Genomic DNA, 17,948 nt, shown 5'->3' with positions numbered 1-17,948 from the left:
ACAAAGGAGGCAACATGATTTATAAGGCTGTTTTCCATATTGACATGGATGATGAAAAAGCACTCGAGATTGGACTGATTAATGTTACAAACCTGCTCAAAACAATACAGAGGCAGCCTCACGATCTGGTGATGCTATTTAACGGGCCTGCGGTAAATGCACTTATAGAAAAAAACTGTGTCAACCATGCAACCAAAATCATCGAACTGCAAAAAAAGGCTGTTGCCTTTAAAGTCTGCAATCTTGCCCTGACCAATTTTGAAATCCAGACGGAAGAACTGGTCCCTGATTGCGAGATAGTTCCTGCCGGCATTGTTACCCTTATTGAGTTACAGAACGAAGGATATGCCTATATCAAACCCTGATGATTCCACAAAATCACTGGAAAAAGAGGCACCACTTTCCAGTGATTTTCTTGCAACCGTCAGCACTGGACCCGGCGTGTACCAGATGCTTGGTAAAAGTGAGGTCTTGTACGTAGGCAAAGCTATAAACCTACGTAAAAGGCTCTCACAATATGCTCATTTTTCAGGCCCACCCCATTCCAAAACCGGTGTTATGCTCTCCCATGTGCGAAGAGCAGAGACCATACTTACCACTACCGAAAAAGAAGCACTTATCCTGGAAGCTTCTCTGATAAAGAAGCACCGGCCGCGCTATAATGTCATCCTCCGCGACGACAAAAACTATCCGCTAATCATGGTCTCAACGAGTGAGCGTTGGCCACGGATCAACATCACCCGTAAAAGACTACGTGACGGAAATCGCTATTTCGGGCCATATGCCGCAACTTCGGCCATGCGATCCACCTTAAAGTTGCTCTACACCCTTTTTCCTTTACGACGCTGTAAAAAGTTCAGAGAAAGGGAACGGGCCTGTCTCAATTTTCAAATGGGCCGTTGCCTGGCTCCCTGTGCAGGCAAAGTGTCCCATGATCAATATATGCAGTCTGTGGCCGCGGTATTGCAGATTCTCGAAGGCAAGGCTGATGATGTTGCAGCAGATTTGCAAAAACAAATGAAGGAGGCATCCAAGGAACTGCAGTTTGAAAAGGCGGCTTTTTTCCGGGATCAGCTCCTTGGCCTGCAACGAACTATTGAACACCAGGCAGTTGTTGCCGACCATCACATCGACCAGGATATATACGGTTTTTACAGACAAAATGCTGCTGTTGGACTCGCTCTGCTTTTTGTGCGCGCCGGCATCATTACCGGAGTACAGACTTTTTTCATCCCTGATCCTATTGGTGACGATAGAGGCATTTTGACTGAGGCAATGCTCCAGTTTTACTCCCGGCAAAGAATACCTCCGCGCGAAATACTGCTTCCTTTTGAGATAGAAGACAAAGACCTGGTCCAGGATCATCTTGTTGATTTGCGCGGTTCTGCGGTTACTCTACATGTTCCCCAGCGGGGCAAACGAATGCAACTCATGCAGATGGCGGCCAGCAATGCGGAAAAATTGTTTTCCGAACAGGCACAAAAAGAAAAGTCCTGGAATACGCTTGCAGCAAACCTGCAAAAGAAACTGCATCTTAAAAATGTACCGCAAACCATAGAGTGCCTTGATATATCCAATCTCCAGGGAAAACAGGCAGTCGGATCCCTGGTCTGTTTTGCCGACGGCGAAAAAGATACCAAAAATTTTCGGCACTACCGTATACGCAACCTGGACACGCCAGATGATTACGCAATGATGGAAGAAGTCCTGCAGCGAAGATTCGAACCGAGTGACAAAAGAAGAAAACTCCCGGACATGCTGCTTTTAGACGGCGGCAAAGGCCAACTCGCAAAAGCCTGCGATGTACTGGGACAGGAAGGCCTCCTTGATTCCGTGGATCTGGTGGCCATTGCCAAAGAAAAAGGAGAAGAGGGAGAAAAATTATTTCGCCCTGGCCGTAAAAACCCGATTTTACTGCCCCCTAACAATCCTGCCCTGCTCTATCTTATGCGCATCCGTGACGAATCGCATCGCTTTGGCATTACTTTTCACAGAAAACTTCGCAATAAAGAAACGCTCCGTTCGCGTCTCGACGACCTGCAAGGTGTCGGGGAAAAGCGGAGAAAAAATCTAATCAAACATTTTGGCAGCGTCAAACGTGTTATGGCTGCTGATCAAAATGAGCTTGAAACAGTATCAGGCATTGGTCCGGATCTAGCCCATGCCATTTTCACCCAACTCCACGCGACTGAAAATGAAACCTGATGAAAAAATGATGGCCCGACTTAAGCCCGGCTGTATCTGCAAAGGCGTCAAACTGATTGCACTGATTGAAGCTATAGAAAACGGCGCTACGAGTTTTGCAGAGGTCGCCGCCATCACCAACATAGGTGACGGTAGTTGCGGTGGAAAACGGTGCGGAAGAAAAGTAGCGGAACTTTTGGGTGAGGACATGCCAGATGACTTCCTCGCGCCTTGACATACTCTTATACTGCCATGACGGCAGAGGGATTGGTCATGCCAGCAGAAGCATAGCCATTGGCATGGCTCTACGAAGGCTACACCCCAACCTGAAAGTACTTTTTGTGTCCGGCACTCCTCATACCCAGGAACTCCGCGGCAACGCACCTCTAGACTGGATCAAGCTACCAGGGTACGAAACCGTGGTAAAGGACGGTAAATCCAAAGGCATAAACGGTAAATCAAATTTTTCCGACCATCAGCTCGGTGAACTGCGGGCAACCATGCTCAAGCAGGTGCTGTCGTTGTATCAACCCCGTTTGGTAGTTGCGGATCATTCCCCACTGGGCAAGCACAAGGAGCTGCTGCCTGCACTGAAGGCTTCTTCCCTTAATGATATCAGATGGGTGCTTGGAGTACGAGGTGTGGTCGGCAATGTACGCCAGGTGCAGGCTCCGCTTGCTACAGAAGTGTATAATCGCTACTACCATTCACTTGTGTGGTATGGAGACAGCCAAGTCCTTGGCCCTCAGCATTGCCAAAAACTAGCAGCAATATTCGATACCAGACCTTTTGAGACAGGCTATGTATCGCGCATGGCAGAGCTGGAGGCTTGCGCACCGGCTCCAGGTATCAAGGCAAACGTCTATGCAGGAACACTTGCCATCCCCTGGTTCGGTGAAAGCTCAAAACAATTGCTCAAAGTGGTGGGAGAGGTGCTGTCTCAAATAGACAGTAGCTACGGCCAGTGGCTGCTTTACTTGCCAAAAGAATATATAAATGACAAAACAAACAATTACATATCAAACATAAACAAACTTACAAACTGCAACATTCACCCCTTTGGCCCATCTTACCATGAGGCTTTGGCCTGTTCACGTGTAGCACTCATATACGGTGGTTACAACTCCATCACCGATGTGCTGCATGCAAAGGTACCTACGGTCGTTCTGGAAAGAGGCATGCAGGATGATGAACAGCAGCAGCACCTCTACAAGCTTTCCCGCTTCACTCACGACTTCCTGACTTCTGTGTCAGAAAACGATTTACAGACTGACAAGCTCTATTCCCTCCTTATTCAACAACTGCAACGGAGCCAGGACCAACACTCGCCCTCTTTTCAGATTAATCTCAACGGAGCGAACAATGCTGCCAACCACCTTGCCGGATTACTTTAGGTGGACTAATTCACACTTGACCAGCCTGTTGTTAAAAGGTTGTGTGATTAAATCCGACACTGCTCTTGGCAATTTTAACTTGAGATAGGGTTTTCCATTTTAAGAGTAGTACAGAGATGGTCAACTGCGATCCTGGACCAAGAATTTATCATTTCATGTCAACCAAGGTCGCAAGACTTACAATATTTATTGTCTGGAGAGGGCCTCTAGTAGCTGTTTCGCTAGCTCATGATCAGGCTGGGTTAACAAAGTTTTTTCGGCAAGAATCCTGGCCTTATCTGTGAGACGAAAATTATAGTACAGGTTAGCAAGCGTGGAAAAATACTCACGGTTCCCCGGCTTATTTTCAAGGGCTTTGAGCAAGGCCATTTCCCCATTCTCCCATTGCTCCAGTTTCAAGTATGCAAGTGCTTGATTATACCTGGCCCGGCTATGATTTGGCATGTTATCGGCAGCTTGACCAAGCCAATATGCTGCTTGCTCATACTCCTCCATCTCTGCAAAGAGTAAACCTAAAGAGTAGGCTATCTCGTGTAGATCAGGCTGCGCTTCAAGAACCTGCTTAAAAAGATCGGCAGCCTTGAGGTTTTCCCCTTGTTGATTAAGCTGCATGGCCAAGTTGACTTTTGCTTGGTAGAACTGGTCATCTATTGCCAGGGCCTCCCTGTATAGTTGGATTGCTTCCTCCCCCTTACCAATGGCCGCAGCGAGATTGCCAAGATTATACCGTTGTGGTGCAAAATCACTATTATACTCCATTGCCGTGCGATACTCTGCCAGGATCTGCTGAAACCTTTCTTGATGTTGAGGATTGATTGCGTCCAGCGGGAAACCAGATAGGCCTGCTGCGGCTTCAATTCGGACAGCCTTTACAGGGTCGTACAATTTTGCCTGTAACAAGTGCAGTCTGGTCTCAGGATCAATGTGGATCGCGTTACGAAGAGCTGTGTGCCTGAGCAACGCATCACCGTCTTCCAGTGCGCTGGTATAAACAGGAATCGTTCTTTCCTGGGGATAACGACTTAAAAGAGCCAAAGCCGTAGCCCTGACAATTGCTGGTAATAATGAATCTTCCGCCACACCAATAAGTTCATCTATTGCCTCCGGGTTCTGTTTTCGACCGGCAGCTAATATTTCACCATAATGTTGCTTCCTGGATTTACCATACCACTTTGTATACTGGTCGTTCACCCAGGCGAGCCCTTTATCCTGATGGCAGTCAGAGGTTGAACAGCTGTTAGGCACATCGATTTTTTCACTCAGATCGGGCCTGGGGACTCTCAAGCTATGGTCCGGTCTGTAATCAACCCCCATATAAACACGTCCCGGCATGTGGCACTTCACGCAGAGATAGCCCTTGCTTGGTTTTCCTTCATGGATTTGTTTATGAAAATGATGGGACGGGGTATCGTAGCTGCCGGCACGGTGGCATTGCAGGCAGAGATCATTTCCCTCTTTATGGAGCTTTAAGCTGTGCATGTCGTGGCAATCACTGCAGCGAACACCATGCTGGTACATTTTTGATTGAACAAATGAACCGTAGACATATACTTCTTCGCTTATCTGGCCATCTGGATAATACAGCCCTTCCATCAGCAAAGAGGGTACAATTTTATCCAGTATTTCTCCCTCGTCATGGAGGTTGTCTCCAAGTTGATACCTGCGGGAGTGGCAGGGCGCGCAGATGGCGATTTGTTTTTGATTATCTATGGTGGCCGTGTTGACAGGCAGATCATAATTTTCAACCTGAGGACGAGCCAATACAGGCCTGTTGGCCCAGCTTACATGATTGCTCCCAGGTCCATGGCACGCTTCACACCCGACATGAATTTCAAACCAGCGGGTATCATAAGTGTCTGTGGTTTTATCATACCTTTTTTCAAGTTTGGTCGAATGACACTCCGCGCACATTCCATTCCAGGTTTGTCCGCCTTTGGTCCAGTGCAGCCAGTCATCAGGACCATCAACCTCGTATGGTGGAAGCCTGTACCATGTGCTTTGCTTTGCATTCCAACCAACATTCAAACATTGAAGCCGACCACCAGGAAAAGGGATAAGATATTGCTGATTCGGATACACACCGAAGGTATGAGTTATCTTAAAAACGCCTACCGCTCCACCCGGCCCTTCTGTTTCCACATAAAAGTCACCATTTTTGCGAAAAAAACGGCTTGCAGCCCCTGAGTAAGGATCAACAAACTGAACATTGTTAAAATCACCAAGAACCGTCTCTTCGCTTGCAATATCCATGGCCAGGTCGTGGTGTGAGCCCTTCCACTTTGCGTAGGCCTCTTGATGACACGGCCTGCATTGCCCACTCCCAACAAATGAAGGGGCACCCTTGATGACAGGTTTAACTGAATACTCACTTCGCTGCAGGTAGATAAAAGGGGAAATAAGGCAGAGCAGAGCAGCCACCATGCCAACGATTTGCCATATCCTTGTTTGAGATTCCCGCTGCCCTGGTGCTTGAGAGGGGTTGTCTGCAACCATTTTAAGAACGCCCAATCTGGAAAGATGCAAAGGCATCTCGTTTTACGGGCACAGCAATATCAACCCATATTTCACCGTTCTCAATCTTGAGTGGATAGTAGTCAAGCGGACGAGTTGCCGGAGCTGCCATAACCAGGCCTGTGGAATCAAAGGTCGAGCCGTGGCAAGGGCAGGTAAATTGCTGTTTTTCCTTATTCCAGGGAACGGTACAGCCAAGATGAGTACATGTTTTTGAAAGAGCTAGAAAGCTCCCATCTTCTTGGCAAACTAAATAAAAACCGCCCTGTGGTATACCTTTCACTTCTCCAGGCTTAAACTGGTTAACGTTTCCTGCCGCAATGAGGTGACTGCTGCCTTGCGCCTTATCCCTGTTAACTCTCCTTGATTTTAGCAAGGAACCTGCAACCCATAGCAACTCAAAACTCGCTAAAGCAACAAGAACATGCCAAAAGCGAACCATTAAGTTTCTGCGACCAGTACCAGTACTCTTGCTTCTACCTGTAGTTTTTTTTGATAGTTTCATAATGTTTTGCCAGAGTATTGATTACCAGACAAGCGCCATTTCAGCTCCTCGCAGCCAAATGCCGATCACGGTGAGGGAGGCTGCTCCACAGAGAAAACAACTCACAACTCCAATCTGTGCTTCTCCAGCAGAACATTTCCTTATCCGAACTAAAATGAAATAGAGGAGTACCAGGATAAGGCAGCAGCCAATGGTGGGAACAAGTCCACGCCACAGCCAGGAGAGTTGCGAACTACCTTTCCGAATCAGAAATGTATCATCAATAAGCACAGTGAAAAATGTCAGACCAGTACCAGCAATGCCACTTATTGCAGCGTTTAAGGCTCCTTTTCTTCCTCCAAACCATACTCCTTTGGCAGGAGTTTCCTTTACCCCAAAAGGGAGACGAATAAAGAAAAACAAAACAAGTAATGGAACCACGCAAATAGCAAAGGATGGATACAAATGAAGCAAAAGTTCCTGAAGCCCCATGAAATACCAGGCAGCCTTGGCAGGATTGGGGCTTTGCCCCGGGTTTGCCTCCGCTCCAAGCGGGGCATCTATAACGGCTGAAAACAATAGAATTATTGAAAGGATGAGGCACACTACAGCTACTTCCCTGGCAACCAAATGAGGATGGGTGGCAATGCGTGCGGGCGCTACTCCTCTGGTATTTTCCTGCTTAATAAGGCCACCTGCTTTTCTGACCATCCAGAAATGGTATAGCAGCAACACAACCATTAGCACTGGAATAATTCCTGTGTGAATGGCATAAAAAGTTGCCAGCGTCTCAGAGCCAACCTCTTGCCCTCCACGAAGTAAAGTCATCAGTTCACTGCCAATCACAGGTATATACGAAAGCATGCTGGTGAAAATAGTTACCGCCCAATAGGCTAACTGGTCCCACGGCATCAGGTAGCCGGTGAAGTTAGCAAACACGACCAGGAGAAACAGCGCGAGCCCCACTATCCAGTTATACCGACGCGGCCCGGTAAAAGCCGTGGTCAGAAACACTCGTAGAAAGTGGAAAAAGGTTATGACAACGAGCAAGTTCCCTGCCCAATAATGGCAATTACGGATAAATCCGCCAAGCCCACCTGGCTGATACATTTGCTGTATGGACAAGTAGGCTTGATCAATCTGGGGAGAGTAACTCAGCAACTGCAGTAACCCTGTGACCAAAAGCAGTACTACCAGAGTAGCTGCCATACCACCGAGGCCGAAGCTCAGCGTAAAGCGTAGAGTCTCAGCGTGAACCTTCGGAGGATGGAGATGAAAAACGAAAGAAGAGAACGTTAAAGATCTATTTTCAGTAGACTTAGCCATTCTTACTGTTTATCAAATGAGAAAACGTGCTTCCACTCTTTTTTCATATCCACCAGAACCCAACCTTTTTCATCCGCTTCTTTCCATGCCTTATCGAGCTTGCCAACATGACTCTCGCGGTCATAAGCGTATTCACGCTCTGCGTCGGTATGGTGTACCAAACCACAAAAACTTTTGTGTTTGCCTGCAGCGGTCCATTGGAGCATCTGGAGATCACCATCTGAGTTGCCAAAGGCGAGTATGGGTCTACGGCCAATAAAGGTCTGAATTGCGATGGGTTTACCTTCCTTATCATCAAAATGGAAAATTTCCGGGAGCCTCTTTAGTTGTGGTACTCCATTCACTATTTCAAATTGCGTTTTCACGGATGAACCAATCACCTGTTCCGGTGGGATTCCATACACCTTTTCAGCAAAAGTACGCATAAACTCCACACCACCGCCTGAAACAATATAGATTTTAAATCCGTTATCTCGTAAATACTCCAGGAGTTCTAACATGGGTTGGTAGACCAGGTCGGGGTACTTTTGACCAAAGCGTGAATCTTTTGTTTTTTTAACCCATGTCTCGACCGCGCTGCTGAATTCTTCAGTATTCATCCCGCTGTGGGTTGCCATGACCAGTTGCATAATTCCCTTCGCGCCTGAATCTACAAGGGCCTGATGGTCATCTTCTAAAACAGCCTTGAAGGGATGCGTATTTTTCCAGTGAGGATGTTCACCAGCCATTTCCTTTACACGATCCATCGCAAAAATAAGCTGAGTGTACGCCGGCTGCTCAACCCAGAGAGTTCCATCATTATCAAAAACAGCGATTCGTTCTGGAATCGGAACAAAATCTTTGCTTTCTTTAATGGTTACAGCTTCAACAAATGAAATAATTTGTTGTTTGGAATGAGTATCATTCCAGGAGCGAAGCGCTTCATTCCCATACGCCAGATTGGCAGTGATAAGTGCATAAAGTACTATAGTAATCAATGGTTTCATAAGTCCTCCAGGCAGAAAAAAAAACGGCAACTAACAACTGTCAGTTACCGTTTTCCACTATTTTTGATCGCAATAAAATCTCTTATTGCGCCCCACCATTTGCAGTGAGCTTTTCCATTACTTTATCCAGACTGAAGCTTGCCGCCTCTTGACGAGGTGGAAATTCTTGAAATGTACTCAAGAATTGGCCAACATAGGTCTGGGCAGGGACAAGCAGGTAAGCCCGGTCTAATAGCCAGTCATAATAGGTGTTGGAGGTTAAACTAGCCCGTTCGTAAGGATCGCGGCGGAGGTTGAAAATCAACGGCACACGCAAAGGAACAAATGGCTCCATCCAAACACGGAAAGTGCCAACTGCCTTTTGTTCCATGAAGAGGAGCTTCCAATCATCATAGCGAAGAGCAGTCAGGTCACCGTCATCAGAAAAATAAAAAACCTCTTTGCGGGGACTTTCATCAGTTTTACCAGTCAGCATTGGTAGCAGGTTGTATCCATCTAGGTGCACTTTATAATCTTTGTCACCGAGCTTTGTACCTTGTATTAAATCTTCTTTTACCGTCTTATCACCGGCAATGGCAGCAAAAGTTGGCAACCAGTCCATATGATGGACGATCTCGTTATTCACACTGAGTGGTTCAATTTTACCAGGCCAGCGAACCATTGCTGGAACACGCCAAGCACCTTCCCAGTTTGTGTTTTTCTCTCCTCGAAATGGGGTCATGCCGGCATCCGGCCAGGTATTCATGTGTACGCCATTGTCAGTTGAGTAGAAAACAATGGTATTTTCTGCAATACCAAGCTGATCAAGTTTTTCAAGGAATTTGCCGACATGCATGTCATGTTCGACCATGCCGTCGGAATATTCATCCTGACCGGAAATACCGCGCAATTCCTCTTTAACATGAGTACGGAAATGCATCCGTGTTCCGTTCCACCAGACAAAAAACGGCTTGCCGGCCTTAACTTGCTCTTCCATAAATTCAAGAGCGCGTTCAGAGGTCTCATCATCCACCGTTTCCATTCTCTTTTTAGTAAGCGGGCCAGTGTCTTCTATTTTCTGAGTACCATCCGGCTGAGCCCAGGAGTGGATCACACCGCGTGGCCCGAAAGTCTCAAGAAAGGTTTTGCCACTTGCTAGCTTTAGATCACGTGGATAATCTTCATTTTCCGGTTCTTCTTCGGCGTTCAGGTGATACAGATTGCCAAAAAATTCATCAAAACCATGCATGGTAGGCAAATGCTCATCCCTGTCACCCAAATGGTTTTTTCCGAACTGACCAGTAGCATATCCTTGAGCCTTCAACACCGTAGCAATGGTGGGGTCTTCTGCCTGCATTCCTTCTTCAGCACCCGGCAGTCCAACCTTAGAGAGCCCGGTCCTGAAAACTGATTGCCCCATAATGAAGGAGGAGCGACCTGCAGTACAACTTTGCTCACCATAATAGTCAGTAAAGATCATGCCTTCATCTGCAATTCGATCAATGTTTGGGGTGCGGTATCCCATAACACCTTTTGTATACGCACTAACATTAGATATTCCGATGTCATCTCCCCAGATGACCAGAATATTAGGTTTTGGGGACGCCTCTGCCTGTGCAACACCAACAGCTAGGACGACGGCTGCGGTTACTGCAAAAAAAGAATACACTCTCTTTTTAGATTCCATCTAACCCTCCGTGTAGCTTTAATAGTGGTGTAAACTCTTAAAAAATGACTGGCGGTTGGCTCTGTCATTTTTTTAGTAATTACCAAAAAACAACAAACCGTTAGTAAGTAAGGTAAAGCGTATTGTGTACTAACGCCAGAGAAAAAGCAAAGAGGGAACAGGCACCATTAAAAGAGAGTTTTCATTTTGCTCAACACCTAACTCTCTATTTCTCAAGGCACTAATTCGTTTACAAAATGCACACTCCTTTAGGCACACTATAATGTGAGGCCTAAGGGAATAGTAGCTATTTCAACTAATTATAGGTTGATGATAAAGAGTACCCCCATGCACGGCGTGAAAATGCCGAATGAACAGAGATCTTTCCTTCTGGTGGCATCGCATTGAGTGAAACGGCATAAGTGTCTTTATGTGGCTCTTCGTGAATTTCTAAATTTGGTTTATTATTGAAACCGAATCGCTCGAAACAATCCATGTCACTCAAGACAACAACCCCGGCATAGTTTAACATACGTACCCGGTCTAACCCCTCGTTTATGAGTTTATTTCCAATGCCATTATTTTGATGTTTTGGGTCAACGCTAATCGGTGCTAATCCAACCCATTTAGAATCTTGATTGTTGATTTTTATCGGTGAAAAAGCAATATGGCCAACTATCTGGTCCCAAGGTTTGCCACCAGTGACAGTATAAGTCCTCCACTCAAGCGTAGTTCTTCAACTACTAGATGGTTTTTAGGAGGATTCTGGGATTTCAGAGACAGACAATGACGGTATATTCATAATGATACTTTTGCATCGGCAATGCTCTTAACTTTCAATCGATTGGGAGTGCAAGTGCCTGAAGATAAAGCAGTAACCGGTTTTAACAACCTCGTCACCGGTCGGTTAACGTCTCCCAGGCTGACGACCACTCACTCGCCAAGAAGAAAAATCGGGAAAATTGCAGCAGAATCTGCATTGAAAAGAATTAACGGGGAAAAGTTAGAGTCAAATATAATTGATCTTGGTTTTAGGCTTATTGAAGGAGAAAGCACCCAACAATAACTTAGCATTCGAGGAAACAGGTTTTGGCAAACGTACAATTTTACAAATTCCTACCACATCAATCATCCATGGTCTTATAATAACCGACGGCAAGGTCATCCCAGGGAATAATTTCGCCCCCCTTCACCCACCTGTTGTCAGGATTCAGCTTGCCGCCAAATGGCACGGTGAAATCCGTCGAGCGTGAGCTGCTTGCTGCTCCTGTATCGAATCATGTGTACGCCTTTTTCGGGGTTACCCTATAAAGTCATGCGCACGACACTACAATTTTAAATATTATTTAATTAATTACAGATACTTATCGCTTTCTAAGTTTAATCTATTTAAGGAGTCGAAGGTTAATGCCTCTGCCAGCATACTTCCTCCTTTTCAACCACCACATTCGATAAAATTACCGGTCTCTGAGCTACGTGGCAAATATCTAACCGAAAATGGGGCGTAGATGTTTTCAACTGCTGGTTTATGCCGCCTTTTTGTTCGGTATAAACCAGCGGATCCAGATGCCACTGAGGAACCAGGAATAGAAGTAGGTTCCGATGATAATCAAGATGAAGGCCTTGACGATATCCATTGTCGTGCCGTTGAGGGAAAACCCTGGGACATAGCCAAACAGAAAGGGACCAAGGTAGAGGAATTTGGCAAACTTGAAGGCAGAAAAAGCTGTCTTCCACATATTTGCCTTGGCAATGGTTGCGCCAGCAAAGGCGGCGATACAGACTGGCGGTGTAATATTGGAATCCTGAGACAACCAGTAAACGATCATGTGCGCGGCTAGTTCGTTTACACCCAGGTGAGTAAGGGCCGGAACCGCGACCACAGCCGTAATCAGGTAGGCGGCGGTGACCGGCACACCCATTCCCAGAACCAGCGAAGCCAAGGCAATCAGCAGGATGGTCAGGACCAGCGAACCGCCAGCCATTTCGATAACGATATCAGCGAAGGTCAGCACCAGACCGCTATAGGTCAGAACGCCGATAATAATTCCTATAACACCCACAGTTGCACCGATCTTAAGACTACTTTCGGCACCCTCACGTGCTGCTTCGAGAAATTGCTTCGGGCCGATGCGTGTTTCAGTGCGGAACCAGGAGACGATGATGCAGGTGATCAGACCGATAATAGCAGAGTAGCCTGGCGAATAGCCGTAGAGCATGAAGATGGTGATAACGACCAGTGGCAACGTGTAATACCACTCTGCCTTGAGGATTCCCATGGCGCTATGTTCGGACTTTTCACCGACGATGTTGTCCTTTTTGGCCTCGTAATGGACCATGACGAAGACGCTGAAAAAGTACATGATGGCAGGAAATAGAGCGACCAGCATGATCCGCGAATAGGGCTCCCCGGTCAATTCGGCCATGATGAAACCGCCCGCACCCATGATCGGTGGCATGAACATCCCGCCGATCGATGCTGCCGGTTCGATACCTCCGGCAATATGCGGTTTGAAACCTGCTTTTTTCATCATCGGGATGGTGAAGGCTCCGGTTGAGACAGTATTGGCGATGGCGCTACCGGAGATCGAACCGAACAGGCCGGAAGCTATGACTGCTACCTTGCCTGGGCCGCCGATTTTGTGACCGACTGCTGCTAGAGGAAAATCAATAAAAAATCTCTGTGCGCCACACTTCTCCAGAAATGCGCCGAAAAGTACAAACAGCAGAATGTAAGTTGCGAGAACGTTGGCCATGATGCCGAAGATGCCGTCGCTGCGGTAGAAAATTTCGATGCAAAGTTCCGGGAATGTTGCCCCGGCATGGGCAAACAGGTCCGGCACATGGGCGCCGTAGACGCCGTAGGCAAGCATCAAAGAGCCGATAACGACAAAGACGTTGCCGACCACCCGCCGGGCCAGTTCAACGCTGATAACCACGCCGATGACCGCCATGATGGTGTCGAGTTGGGTTTCGGCGCCTGTCCGGTAATTGATAACCTCAAAATTGGCGATCCAGTAGCTTATCGAGATGATCGAGGCAACCATCAAAATGTAATCGAGCACCCGCAGTAAGATGTTTTTCGAGCGGTAGCTCAAAAAAACCAAGATATAAGTAATGATGACATAGATGCCGCGGTGATACTGGGTAGCTGCCGGTGTGATGATGGCGGCGTATGAATAGAACAGCAGCAGCCCCATGGCGCAGATATCAAATATAATTTGTTCAAATCGTTTTAGCTTTTGATACACAGAACACCTCTGGATCATTAAAGGTTGACGATACTATGGGGAACACGAAGCCGGGGATAAAATCGGGGCGAATTATTCGCTGCTGCCTGTTCCCAATATTCTCAATTTACACTGTTTGCAAACTTCGGGGCAGAGGGGGATCCCCTGCCCCGAGTACATTGTTCTCAGACAGCGATATTAGAGCACGCCTTTTTCTTTCCAGAACTTGGTAGCACCTGGATGCATCGGAGTAACGATGCCGTCAGCACCTTTTTTAACGGCCATGGCCTTGAAGGTTTTCTTCTGAGCGACCATGTGTGCCAGGCCTTCGTCGGTGAAGATTGCTTTGAGCATGTTGTAAACGACGTCTTCTGGAACGTCTTTGTTGGCAACCCAAAGAGCCGAGTCCTGGAAGGATGGTACGTCGGCTTCAATACCTTTGTAGGTGCCAGCCGGCACTTTAATTTTGCCGAAGTAGGGATACTTGTCATAGAAACCGGAAGCAGTGGCATCGGCACCAAGATCAATCAACTCGATGTCGTTGGTCTGGGCAGCCATAATGATAGCGCCGGATGGAAAAGCGGTGAACAGCCAGAAAGCATCAAGTTGGTTATTGCCGAAAGCGGCAGCAGCATCGTTGTAGCCCATGGCGTTGCGCTCAACCTTGTCCCATACGCCCATGTGGGTGAAGAAGAGCTCGCAGTTGGCGAAGGCTCCAGAACCAGCGTTACCGACGCCGACCTTTTTGCCGACCAGATCCTTGGTTGACTTGATACCGGATCCTTTTTTGACCACCAGTTGTGCCGGAGCACCATAAAGGAAAGCAACAGCCTGAACATTTTGGTATTTTTTCGTGTCGTTCTTCAGCAGGCCGTTAGCGCCAAGGTAAACATGGCCGGAGTAGACAGTGCCGAAGGCAACTTTGCCTTTGTCGACGTTACGCAAATTGGCGATCGAGCCACCTGACGACTGGGTTTTGATGGTGACTCCATCTTTGGCCAGATCTTTAATCGGCCCGTAAACCTGAACAGCGTTGGCGACGGTCTGAAAGGTACCACCGGCTGGGCCGCCACCAAAGACGTAAAGCTTGGCCATTGCGGGCATAGTGAAGACGAGGGTTGTTACGATAAGCAGGGTTGAAATTTTAACGATCTGTTTCATTTGTGACATCCTCCTAGCTTTGGGTTGTTGAGAGTGAGGCTTAACTGTGACATTTGTCACTGATAATAAGCGATAGGGCATTATTTTGTAAACAAATCCTAACTCTTACAAATTCTTCTTCCAATCAATCATCAACTCTTTACAATCTATCTTCTTTTAGTTGTTATTTCAAATAAATATTTGATTACCACCAATCCTCAACAAGGGATAATTTGTACTTGGGAATTAGCGAAGTGTGAGCAGGAAAGAGGCTTGGAGGATTTGAACAAGCTGCTAAGTGGAAAATATATTACGAGTAGCAGCCAAGAAATGTCTCAAGAGGGGACAAAAAATAGTCGAAAATATTTCAGGTCAATAGTCTTTGTGGCATCTATTGGTCCGGCAAAGATGTGTTTCTTGCTCTTTCTACACATTTAGCCCAATTGAAAGTTTAGACCTCTTGATTTGACGCTATAGCTCTTTTTCACCCCATTGCTCAGCAAACATGACCATTTATATCTCCCGGCGCAACTGCAATTAATCATCTGATCAGTGTCGTGAGCGAAGATGACAGCTGGACCTATTACATGGTGGTGTACATATCTACACTCACCCAGCCAATGATCAGCGAATGTTTCGCTTTAATAGTGCACAACTTGTATTGGCAGGGAGTTGTCGGCAAGTTGATATGTCTCACGTGAACGGTTGTGCCTGTGCGGCACCAGTGACTATTGGGTGAACGATGCCACTGGACGCTCATTTTTCATGGTAGAAAAAGCCATAGATCCAGGCCTGACAAAAACCCTGGAAAAAGACATTGTACCTCGCCTGTTAAAAGATATCCCCAACCAGCCAACCGCAGAATAATTAGACAACAAACCGTTTCTCTGTCTTTTTTTTAGTTTTTGATCGGGAAGGATACAGCCCTGCTTTTTTCTATAGGATGTGGGAAAATCACCGGATTGGCTGCATGACATATCATAAACATCCAGACATTGATTGGCCGGAAGCAAGCTTCACCGAACAGACCGTAACTATGCCCGGTGGTGATCTTGTGGGCAAGTACTCACCAGTACGAATAAGCATTGTTCAGGACAAAGTAGAACTGTAAACAGCCCAAGCCTTTGGCTGGTCAATTTGAACTACCAGAAAAAGAATTCCTGCTATTAAATTAACAAACGTCCTGTCACAGGCAGGTTTGGGGTAACCTCCATGCTCACCTCCCGCCTGTGCAAGACTCTACTGATGACAAATTCCTATTACCCAGCTACCTGAGCGCCCATCTCCGCTGCATACTGGTCTGCATTCAACCCAGTCAGCAGATGAACGAGAGTATCATCAATGGGAACAATCGCCTCGACCCCTTTTTGCAACAGGGCTTGTTGATTGACTTTGGTGAAATCCTTGATACGTATTCTCAGCCTTGTCTGCGCACAGGCTTCAACCATTCCTACATTTTCCACTCCGCCGAGGGCACTCAGCCACTCGGCAACTTTCTGCGGCGCATTTTGATCTCGCAGTTTAGGTCGGACCGCATCCTCCTTGTAGGAGATTTCAGAGGGCATTTCTTGGTCTGTCAGCTCGGCATCATCACCTGCTGTCTCAAGATACAGTAGCATATCGGTCATCAGGTTTTCCGACCTGGTCCCAAAAATAGCCTGGAGGCCTGTTCCTACAGTGACAACCCCTGCTGCTCCAAGTGCTTTTAACTTATCCGGGTTGGACTTGGTGATATCGTTTACTTCCACCCGCAGTCTGGTGATACAGGCATCAAGACTAACAATATTCGATTTACCGCCAAAGGCGAGGACCAGCTGCTTTGCCATAGTATCTGCGGCTACATTTCGCGCCTCATCCGCATCGGCCTCGGCGTCTTCCCTTCCCGGTGTTTTCAGATCCAACATGGTGATGGCCAGCCTAAATACCACATAATAGATACCGCCGAAAATCGGTCCCAGGATAAGGATCATCCAGGGCTTTATATTGATGGCATAAAACAAAAGATAGTCAATCAGACCATGGGAAAATGAATATCCCATGCGCACATCCAGCAGGTAGGTCACGACAAAAGCAACTGAGACCAGTACCGCATGAAACAGATAAAGCAGCGGTGCAAGAAACATGAAAGCAAACTCAAGGGGCTCGGTGATACCCGTGAGAAAGGAGGTAAGAGCGGCTGACAGCATAATACTCCCTGTCTTTACCTTGTTTTCAGATTTTGCCGTGTGATATATGGCAAGTGCTGCAGCAGGCAGACCAAACATCTTGAACACAAAACCACCAGCCAAGATTCCTGCCTGACGATCCCCTGCAAAAAATCGATTCAGAACTCCCCGTACGACCTCTCCGTCCGGAGTGGTGAAACTCCCCAGTTCAAAGAAAAAAGGAACATTCCAGATATGATGTAACCCAAAGGGAATCAGCAGCCGCTCCACGAACCCGTAGATCCCAACTGCCAGGGTGGTATTACCGGTCGAGGCAAACTCGGAAAACGCATCAATGCCATGTTGAACAGGGGGCCAGATAAAGCTGAGCACAACGCCAAGCAATATGGCTGCAAAGGAGGTGGCAATCGGCACAAATCGTTTGCCGGCAAAAAAGCCAAGATATGAAGGGAGGGATATACGATAGTATTTATTGAACAGAAAAGCAGCCAGGCCACCAACCAATATCCCACCAAATACACCGGTATCAATGGAGTCCATACCGAGTACGGATCGCGTCTCCAACCCAAGTAGACCTGCGGCTACCCCCATTGTCGCAACCATCACCGCATACCCAACCGCAGCCGATAATGCGGACACACCATCATTCTTTGTCAATCCCAGGGCAACGCCAATAGCAAACAAAAGGGCCAGGTTGCCGAAAATTGCACCCCCGGCGGCTGCCATCATGGAGTTGACAATTTCAGGAAAGATTGAAAATTCAGCGCTCCCCACGCCAAGAAGGATACCGGCTGCCGGTAAAATGGCAACCGGCAGCATAAGTGATTTTCCTATTTTCTGCAGAAAAGCGAACGCCTGATTCCACATACTCTTTATCATGCCA

At 47.1% G+C, this 17,948-nt stretch carries 14 protein-coding genes and 2 pseudogenes; 7 read left to right on the top strand and 9 right to left on the bottom strand.

Features of this window, described 5'->3' with window-relative positions:
* The first annotated feature begins 14 nt into the window (after nucleotides 1-14).
* Genes JWH17_RS13885 through JWH17_RS13870 form a run of 4 tightly spaced genes read left to right on the top strand, consistent with a single transcriptional unit; the run spans nucleotide 15 to nucleotide 3,578 of the window.
* Nucleotides 15-365: a DsrE family protein gene (locus JWH17_RS13885; protein WP_205223228.1), complete on the top strand. Its 351-nt coding sequence runs from the start codon at nucleotides 15-17 to the stop codon at nucleotides 363-365.
* On the top strand, nucleotides 346-2,205 hold the full coding sequence (gene uvrC, locus JWH17_RS13880; RefSeq protein ID WP_205223227.1) for an excinuclease ABC subunit UvrC: 1,860 nt from the start codon (nucleotides 346-348) through the stop codon (nucleotides 2,203-2,205). The genes JWH17_RS13885 and uvrC overlap by 20 nt, the downstream gene beginning before the upstream one ends.
* Nucleotides 2,195-2,419, top strand: coding sequence for a (2Fe-2S)-binding protein (locus tag JWH17_RS13875; RefSeq protein WP_205223226.1), 225 nt, complete (start codon nucleotides 2,195-2,197; stop codon nucleotides 2,417-2,419). The genes uvrC and JWH17_RS13875 overlap by 11 nt, the downstream gene beginning before the upstream one ends.
* Complete coding sequence (locus JWH17_RS13870) at nucleotides 2,400-3,578, top strand: hypothetical protein (RefSeq protein ID WP_205223225.1); 1,179 nt, start codon at nucleotides 2,400-2,402, stop codon at nucleotides 3,576-3,578. The genes JWH17_RS13875 and JWH17_RS13870 overlap by 20 nt, the downstream gene beginning before the upstream one ends.
* Before the next feature lie 186 nt (nucleotides 3,579-3,764).
* On the opposite strand, the gene JWH17_RS13865 is transcribed toward JWH17_RS13870, so the two are convergent.
* The 6 genes from JWH17_RS13865 to JWH17_RS24655 form a co-directional block, all read right to left on the bottom strand.
* Nucleotides 3,765-6,101: a tetratricopeptide repeat protein gene (locus JWH17_RS13865; RefSeq protein WP_205223224.1), complete on the bottom strand. Its 2,337-nt coding sequence runs from the start codon at nucleotides 6,099-6,101 to the stop codon at nucleotides 3,765-3,767.
* Complete coding sequence (locus JWH17_RS13860) at nucleotides 6,073-6,594, bottom strand: QcrA and Rieske domain-containing protein (RefSeq protein ID WP_205223223.1); 522 nt, start codon at nucleotides 6,592-6,594, stop codon at nucleotides 6,073-6,075. Before JWH17_RS13860 ends, JWH17_RS13865 begins: the two co-directional genes overlap by 29 nt.
* A 21-nt stretch (nucleotides 6,595-6,615) precedes the next feature.
* Nucleotides 6,616-7,899 (bottom strand): cytochrome b N-terminal domain-containing protein, encoded by a 1,284-nt coding sequence (locus JWH17_RS13855; RefSeq protein WP_205223222.1) that lies wholly within the window; start codon nucleotides 7,897-7,899, stop codon nucleotides 6,616-6,618.
* 2 nt (nucleotides 7,900-7,901) lie between these two features.
* Nucleotides 7,902-8,885, bottom strand: coding sequence for an HAD family hydrolase (locus tag JWH17_RS13850; protein ID WP_205223221.1), 984 nt, complete (start codon nucleotides 8,883-8,885; stop codon nucleotides 7,902-7,904).
* A gap of 82 nt (nucleotides 8,886-8,967) precedes the next feature.
* The gene (locus JWH17_RS13845; protein WP_205223220.1) at nucleotides 8,968-10,551 is read right to left on the bottom strand and encodes an arylsulfatase; all 1,584 of its coding nucleotides are present in this window, start codon (nucleotides 10,549-10,551) and stop codon (nucleotides 8,968-8,970) included.
* A gap of 295 nt (nucleotides 10,552-10,846) precedes the next feature.
* The gene (locus tag JWH17_RS24655) at nucleotides 10,847-11,209 is read right to left on the bottom strand and encodes a GNAT family N-acetyltransferase (protein ID WP_205223249.1); all 363 of its coding nucleotides are present in this window, start codon (nucleotides 11,207-11,209) and stop codon (nucleotides 10,847-10,849) included.
* Nucleotides 11,210-11,326: 117 nt separating this feature from the next.
* Between JWH17_RS24655 and JWH17_RS13835 the strand changes: the two genes are divergently transcribed.
* On the top strand, nucleotides 11,327-11,596 hold the full coding sequence (locus tag JWH17_RS13835; protein WP_332468417.1) for a substrate-binding domain-containing protein: 270 nt from the start codon (nucleotides 11,327-11,329) through the stop codon (nucleotides 11,594-11,596).
* Between the two features lie 460 nt (nucleotides 11,597-12,056).
* Here the strand turns inward: JWH17_RS13835 and JWH17_RS13830 are convergent, their stop codons facing one another.
* Together JWH17_RS13830 and JWH17_RS13825 are read right to left on the bottom strand one after the other, a co-directional pair.
* The gene (locus tag JWH17_RS13830; protein WP_205223218.1) at nucleotides 12,057-13,781 is read right to left on the bottom strand and encodes a TRAP transporter permease; all 1,725 of its coding nucleotides are present in this window, start codon (nucleotides 13,779-13,781) and stop codon (nucleotides 12,057-12,059) included.
* A gap of 177 nt (nucleotides 13,782-13,958) precedes the next feature.
* Nucleotides 13,959-14,921: a TAXI family TRAP transporter solute-binding subunit gene (locus JWH17_RS13825; protein ID WP_232371095.1), complete on the bottom strand. Its 963-nt coding sequence runs from the start codon at nucleotides 14,919-14,921 to the stop codon at nucleotides 13,959-13,961.
* Nucleotides 14,922-15,599: 678 nt separating this feature from the next.
* Between JWH17_RS13825 and JWH17_RS24115 the strand changes: the two are divergent.
* A pseudogene (locus JWH17_RS24115) lies at nucleotides 15,600-15,767 on the top strand (putative transposase); the annotation flags it as partial.
* Between the two features lie 34 nt (nucleotides 15,768-15,801).
* A pseudogene (locus JWH17_RS13820) lies at nucleotides 15,802-16,011 on the top strand (putative transposase); the annotation flags it as partial.
* 148 nt (nucleotides 16,012-16,159) lie between these two features.
* Here the strand turns inward: JWH17_RS13820 and ptsG are convergent.
* A complete protein-coding gene (gene ptsG, locus JWH17_RS13815) occupies nucleotides 16,160-17,944 on the bottom strand; it encodes a PTS glucose transporter subunit IIBC (protein ID WP_205223215.1) in 1,785 nt (594 codons plus the stop codon).
* Nucleotides 17,945-17,948: the final 4 nt, after the last annotated feature.

The sequence above is a fragment of the Desulfogranum marinum genome, from assembly GCF_016918565.1.
GTDB lineage: Bacteria > Desulfobacterota > Desulfobulbia > Desulfobulbales > Desulfobulbaceae > Desulfogranum > Desulfogranum marinum.
This window is presented reverse-complemented; position numbering and strand designations above follow the sequence as displayed.